Here is a 6,580-nt window from a genome sequence, read left to right as displayed (position 1 = left end):
TCGCGATGCCCGCGTGATCCGTACCCGCCTGCCAGAGCGTGCGGTCGCCCTTCATCCGATGGTAGCGGACCAGCGCATCCATGATGGTGTCCTGGAAGGCGTGCCCCATGTGCAGACTGCCGGTCACATTGGGCGGCGGGATCATGATGCAATAGGCGCTGTCCCCTTCGTTGCGCGCGGTCGCGGCCGGCACGAAGTAGCCTTGCTCCTCCCAAGACCGATACCAGTTTTTTTCGAGGGTTTGGGGGTCGTAGTTTTTATCCAGCATGGTGGTCAGGCTCGTGGTCGCGCGCGCGAAATTGCACATTATAACCGATGGACAGTCAGTGCCCGCCGGCGGTCAGCGATTCGTCATGAGCGTGTAGAATCGCCTCTTTGCCACTCGTTGGACCCCCGCATGAATGAGCCAACCCAATCCGCCAAACCCTGGGCCGGGCGCTTCAACGCGCCGACCGACGCCTTCGTCGAGGCCTTCACTGCCTCCGTCGACTTCGACCGGCGGCTGTACCGCTGTGACATTCAGGGCTCGATCGCCCACGCCACCATGCTCGCCCGTCAGGGCATCTTGACCGCGACCGAGCGCGACGCCATCGTCGCGGGTCTGGAAGCGGTGCGCGCGCGCATCGATGCCGGCGAGTTCGTCTGGTCGATCCCGCTGGAGGATGTTCACATGAACGTTGAGTCCGCGCTCACCGCCGACATCGGCGAGGCCGGCAAGAAGCTGCACACCGGGCGCTCGCGCAACGATCAGGTCGCCACCGACGTGCGGCTCTGGCTGCGCGACGAGATCGACGCCATCCGCGCCGCGATTGTGCGACTCCAGCAGGCGCTGCTCGATCTGGCCGAGCGCGAGGCCGACACCATCCTGCCCGGCTTCACGCATCTTCAGGTCGCCCAGCCCATCACCTTCGGTCATCACCTGCTGGCCTGGTTCGAGATGCTGGAGCGCGACCGCGAGCGTCTCGCCGACTGCCGTCGGCGGATGAACGTGATGCCGCTTGGCGCCGCCGCCCTGGCCGGGACGACCTACCCCATCGATCGCCACTACACCGCCGAACTGCTCGGCTTCGACCGCCCGGCCGAAAACTCGCTCGATGCCGTCTCGGATCGCGACTTCGCCATCGAATTCACCGCCGACGCGGCCATCCTCATGATGCATCTGTCGCGCTTCTCCGAGGAACTCATCCTCTGGTCCTCGGCCCAGTTTGGCTTCGTCGATCTCTCGGACAGTTTCTGTACCGGCTCCTCGATCATGCCGCAGAAGAAAAACCCCGACGTGCCCGAACTGGTCCGCGGCAAGAGCGGGCGCGTCTTCGGTCATCTGATGGGCCTGCTGACCCTGATGAAAGGTCAGCCGCTGGCCTACAACAAGGACAATCAGGAAGACAAGGAACCGCTGTTCGACACCGTCGACAACCTCAAGGGTTCGCTCAAGGTCTACGCGGACATGATGGGCAACCTGACCTGCAACCGCGAGCGGATGCGCGCCGCCGCCAAACAGGGCTTCAGCACCGCCACCGATCTGGCCGATTATCTGGTCCGCCGGGGCATCCCCTTCCGCGACGCCCACGAGATCGTCGGCAAGGCGGTCGCGCTCGGGATACGCGAGGGGCGCGATCTGGCCGATCTGACGCTGGTCGAGTTGCGTCAGTTCTCGGATGCCATCGGCGAGGAGGTCTTTGCCGTGTTGACGCTGGAGGGATCGGTCGCGGCGCGCGATCACCTCGGCGGCACGGCTCCGGCCCAGGTGCGCGCGGCGATCGCGCGCGGGCGGGAGCGGTTGAACGCTGCGGGTCAGAACCTTGCGGAGATTTCCAACCCGCATCCAACCAGTCTCGACCAGCTCAACGCCCGTCTGCTCCAGTTCGCCCGCGAGCGCGATTGGGAGCAGTTTCATTCGCCCAAGAATCTCGCCATGGCGCTCGCCGGCGAGGCTGGCGAGTTGCTGGAGCATTTTCAGTGGCTCACGGAGACCCAGAGTGCCGCGCTGGAGGACGGGAAAAAGCGGCAGGTTGCCCATGAGCTGGCGGATATTCTGCTGTATCTGATCCGTCTGTCCGAACGGCTGGGGGTGGATCTGATTGCCGCGGCCGAGGAAAAAATCGCGATCAACGAGCAACGGTATCCGGCGGAGAAGGTGCGCGGGGATGCGCGGCGGGCGGGTGAGTATCCGGATTGAGCGGGGTTGTCGGTGTGGGCGGTCTTCTGTCGGTCGTTTGGTTGTGAACAGCCGCCGACAAGTCGGCGGTCCCAGGTGCCGTTGTCTTATCGCCGCTCGTCTGCAAAGGTATCGCAGGCGGCGAGCGTGCCCTCATCAAGACCGCGTTTGAACCAGCGCACCCGCTGCGCCGAGCTGCCGTGCGTGAAGCTGTCCGGGCGGACATAGCCGCGGCTCTGACGCTGAAGATGGTCGTCGCCGATGGCGGAGGCGGCGTTCAGGCCCTCTTCGATGTCGCCCTGTTCCAGGATGTCGCGGGCCTGATGGGCGCGTTTCGCCCAGAGTCCGGCGAAACAGTCGGCCTGAAGTTCCAGCCGCACCGAGAGCGCATTGGCCTCGGTCTGACTCGCCCGCTGGCGCAGCGCGTCGACCTGATCGGAGATGCCGAGTAGATTCTGGACGTGATGGCCGATCTCGTGCGCGATCACGTAGGCCTGCGCAAAGTCGCCATGGGCGCCCAGGCCGTCGCGCAGCTCGCGATAGAAATCCAGATCGATATAGACCTTGCGGTCGGCGGGGCAGTAGAAGGGGCCCATGGCGGCCTTGCCGAGTCCGCAGGCGGAGCGGGTCATGCCGGTGTACATCACCAGTTTGGGGTCACTGTAGCGTTCGCCTCGCTCCCTGAAGATCGCGCCCCAGGTATCCTCGGTATCGGCCAGGATCACCGAGACGAAATCCGCCAGTTCGTCCTGACCCGAGGCGCGCCGATTCGTGGTTTGAGACGGACCGGGCTCGAATGGCGACCGACCGCTTGGCTCTATCGGTGCCTGCTGGGGGATGGCGATCTGGCCGGAGTCGGTGAGCAGAAGGCTGGGATCGACACCCAGGAACAACAGGACAATGACCAGGAGCAAGCCCCCGAGACCGCCGCCGACGCCGACCCGGCGTCCCACGCGCAGCGGGCGCTGAGTTCCGAACGGGAGATTCCCCGAATCGCTGTCCCGACGGTCCTCGATATTGTCGCTTCGTCTGCCCGTTCGCCAACGCATGATGTGTCTCCCTGGATGGGTGGATGACGACCTGATCGATGACTCGCAACGATGTCCGTCATGATCGAGGCGGTTTCGGCTTATCCTTCCGAAAGAGGCTGGAGGATGTCAAGGACGATGAAGCCCTACCAGCAATTCCCGCTCCTACCATCCCCGTGACAGCAGCTCCTTCGTCGTGTATCCATTCAGAACCGACGAGCAGGTTTCCCAATCGGCATCCTCGACCTTGCTGTATTTCGCGTCAAAGGGATTGCGCGTGGCTGTCGTCCGGTCGATGAGGCGATTCGCCGCCTGCTCGTCGTTGAGCGCCACTTGCACCCACACGCCTTCGAGCGTGTCGGGGATCTGGCCAAACAGGTCATGAATCGCTTCGAGACGATCCGCCAGTACCTGATGCACGCGATCCTCGACCGAATCGCGATAGCGCAGATTGGCGATCCAAATCTCGTCGCGCGCCTGGCCGATGCGTTGGATGCGCCCCTTGCGTTGTTCCAATCGGGTCGGGTTCCAGGGTAAGTCGATGTTGATGAGTGTCCCCAGGCGCTGAAGATTCAGTCCCTCCGACGCCGCATCGGTACCCAGCAGCAGCTTGAGGTCGCCCGCGCGGACGCGCTCTTTCAGCAGATTGCGGTCGCATCGCTGAAATCGGCCATCCCGCCACCAACCGGAACGATCGCTGCCCGCGTAGAGCCCGATCTCCAGGCCCGCAAACTCGGCGCGCTGGGCCAGTTCGTCGCCGACCCAGCGCACGGTGTCGTAATACTGCGAGAAGAGGATGCAGCCCAGCTCCAGCCAGCCGCGGGTCACGCCTGGATGGGTGCCGCGCAGATAGCCAATCAGCGCGTCCAGCTTGGGATCGTGATTGCCGCCCTCGCGCAGCAGCTTGAGACAACGCTCCAACGAACCGCGTTCCTCGTCGTTGAAGTCCTTGAAGTCGCTGACGCCCTGTACTGGCCGACCGAGTTGCGCCGAGGTGTCTTCTTCGGCGTCATCCTCGTCTTCATCGTCCGGCGCCTCGATCTCTCCACCGAGGAGCTTGCTGACGGTGCGGCGTCCGGCTTCCATCGAACTACCCAAACGCCGTAACAGCAGCGTCTTGAAGAAGCCCGCGCCCTTTACCCGTTGCTGGAGGAGCAGGGAAAAGGTCTCGGCCTCCTGATAGGCTTCGCGGAGATAACCGCCCAGCACGAGCGCCCCCGCCTCTTCCTCGCCAAACAGCTTCACTCGGACCTTGGGCAGGAAGTAGCCGCCGGTGGCGGGATTGACGGTGGCTTCGAGATAAGCGCGGGTGCGGCGCACGATGCACCGCAGCAAGGGATTGAAGCGGTCGCCGTAGTCGGGCAGCAGTCCATGCTGAAGTTGCACGCGCTGAATGGCGGTCGACATTTGCGCCAGACTCTCGGGCGCGAACTGCCAGCGGGTATCGCTGGCATACAGGCTGCGGCGGATGCGGTCGAAGGCCGGGTCTTCCACCCGCGATGGCAGCGGGTCGCGGACGTATTGCCAGCCATCGCGCACATCGGCGGTCGGCACCGCCGCGTTGCCGGTGGCGATGGCGAGACACTGGCTGGGGCGAAACCAGGGGCTGGTCTGCGTCCAACCGCCCAGCACGCCCTCGTTCCCGTGAGACAGGATGTGCAGCAGATCCCACGCCTCGACCGGATGCAGTTGGACCGGCGTGGCGGTGGCCAGCAGCAGGCTTTTGGTCTTCGGGCCAATCTCGCGCAGAAACGCCATCAGCTTGTTCGGTTCCGCCCGCTCGTCGATTTCGTCGGCCTCGGCGTCCACCTTCGGCACCTTGCGGCGGCGGGCGCGATGCGCTTCATCCACGATCACGCAGGTATAACGCCGGCCCAGCAGTTGATTGACCGCCTCCGACAGCCCGCGCACCACTAGCCCCTGCGAGACCAGCCCGATGCGGCGCGGGCATTTGCCCAGCGATTTCACGCCATCCGACGGATATTCCAGATCGTTCTCGTCGATCCAGGCGCGGCCAGTCCAGCGCGCCGACGGCAGCAACAGCAACTCCATCAATTCATCCTGCCACTGCTGGAGCAGCGGCTTGGGGGCGAGCACCAGAATCGGGCCGCCCTCGGGGTCGTCCAGAGCCATCAGCAGCGCGGCCATCGCAAGCTGGACGGTTTTCCCCAAGCCGACCTGATCGGCCAGCACCAGGCGCGCGCCGCCGAGTCGGTGCCGTTCCAGCGCCAGACGGGCAAAATACTTCTGATGCGGCCACAGGCCCTGGTCACGGCGATAGACCGGCATTTCGACTGCCGCCGCCGCCGCGACCGCCCCCGGATCGGCCAACGCCGACACCTCCGCCGGTTCGAGGACCCGGCGCGTGAGGATGCGCTGCACGTCCTGCGCGATGAACGGACAGCAGGCGAGATCCACGGCGCGGGCATCGTTCCAGAGCGCGTCGAATTCTTCCTGCACCCAGGCAATCGTTTCCGGGGCGTCGTCTTCCCACAGCAGTTCGTAGTTCAGCTTCCAGGCCGAGGCGCTTTCATTGACACTGCCGAGAAACGCCGTGGCCGAGCCATCCGCCCGCCGCACGATGCCGGCCTTGCCGTGGATCAGGCCAAAGGCCGTATCGGGCAGCACCCGCACCGTGATCCGTTGGTTGGTCAGTGCCTCATACAGCGCCCGATAGCGTGGCAGTGCGGCGGGCGGCGCGTCCTCTGGCCGACCCGCGCACCAGCTTCGCCGCAGCGCCGCCTGCGCGGCGGCAGCGGTGATCAGGTCTTGCGGATCGAGGTCAGAATTGCAGACGATCCGCACCGCCCCGGCGACCCGAGCGAGCGCCTCCCCGGCAATCTCGAACAGGCTGGAGCGGAAATAGCCCGCGATGCGGTCGTAGGACACAGCCCCCTCCAGATGCTGCTTGAGCACGGTCTGATCGAGTCGCTGGCGGCGGCTGGAATGGCGCTTGAGCGGCATCTACAGCGTCGCGGGATCGGCGCGGCCGCTTAAGCCCCTCTCCCCAGCGGGGAGAGGGGTTGGGGTGAGGGGGCGCCCGCATCCATTCGCTAACGCCTGAATAATCGACTCAAGAACCGCCTCGCCCTGCTGTAACACCTCGTTGTTCCAGTAGCGCACAACCTGATACCCCTGGCTTTCCAGAAACTGTGTGCGCCTGTCATCGTAATCTTTTTGTTGCTGGTGCTGAGAACCATCGATCTCGACGATGAGTTTGCACTCGCGACAGAGAAAATCCACGATGTATTGACCGACCGGTACCTGGCGGCGGAATTTCTGACCGAGCAATTGTCGGCTGCGCAAGCGTTGCCAGAGCCAGCGTTCCGCGTCGGTGCTGTTTTGGCGGAGTTCGCGGGCGCGTTGCTGTTGCAGCGGTGGGTTCTTGTGCATG

The 6,580-nt window shown here is 64.6% G+C and carries 5 protein-coding genes and 1 pseudogene; 2 read left to right on the top strand and 4 right to left on the bottom strand.

All coding sequences use genetic code 11. The annotated features are described in order from the left end of the window. On the bottom strand, window positions 1-268 hold a 268-nt coding region (locus QZY07_RS22445; RefSeq protein ID WP_295407723.1), incomplete at its 3' end, for a class I tRNA ligase family protein. A gap of 129 nt (window positions 269-397) precedes the next feature. Between QZY07_RS22445 and argH the strand changes: the two are divergent. Next, a pseudogene (gene argH, locus QZY07_RS22440) lies at window positions 398-1,792 on the top strand (argininosuccinate lyase); the annotation flags it as partial. Window positions 1,793-1,915: 123 nt separating this feature from the next. Beyond that, window positions 1,916-2,179, top strand: a complete 264-nt coding sequence (locus QZY07_RS22435; RefSeq protein WP_363184699.1) for a nucleotide pyrophosphohydrolase — start codon at window positions 1,916-1,918, stop codon at window positions 2,177-2,179. An 86-nt stretch (window positions 2,180-2,265) separates the two neighbouring features. Here the strand turns inward: QZY07_RS22435 and QZY07_RS22430 are convergent, their stop codons facing one another. From QZY07_RS22430 to QZY07_RS22420, 3 genes are all read right to left on the bottom strand, one after another. Further along, window positions 2,266-3,207, bottom strand: coding sequence for a neutral zinc metallopeptidase (locus QZY07_RS22430; protein ID WP_295407720.1), 942 nt, complete (start codon window positions 3,205-3,207; stop codon window positions 2,266-2,268). A gap of 144 nt (window positions 3,208-3,351) precedes the next feature. Then, complete coding sequence (locus QZY07_RS22425; protein ID WP_295407718.1) at window positions 3,352-6,150, bottom strand: phospholipase D-like domain-containing anti-phage protein; 2,799 nt, start codon at window positions 6,148-6,150, stop codon at window positions 3,352-3,354. Beyond that, window positions 6,151-6,580 (bottom strand): endonuclease domain-containing protein (locus QZY07_RS22420; RefSeq protein ID WP_295407715.1); only part of this gene is annotated, 430 nt, incomplete at its 5' end. It abuts the gene before it with no gap.

The organism is uncultured Thiocystis sp., assembly GCF_903866365.1.
Lineage (GTDB): Bacteria > Pseudomonadota > Gammaproteobacteria > Chromatiales > Chromatiaceae > Chromatium.
This window is presented reverse-complemented; position numbering and strand designations above follow the sequence as displayed.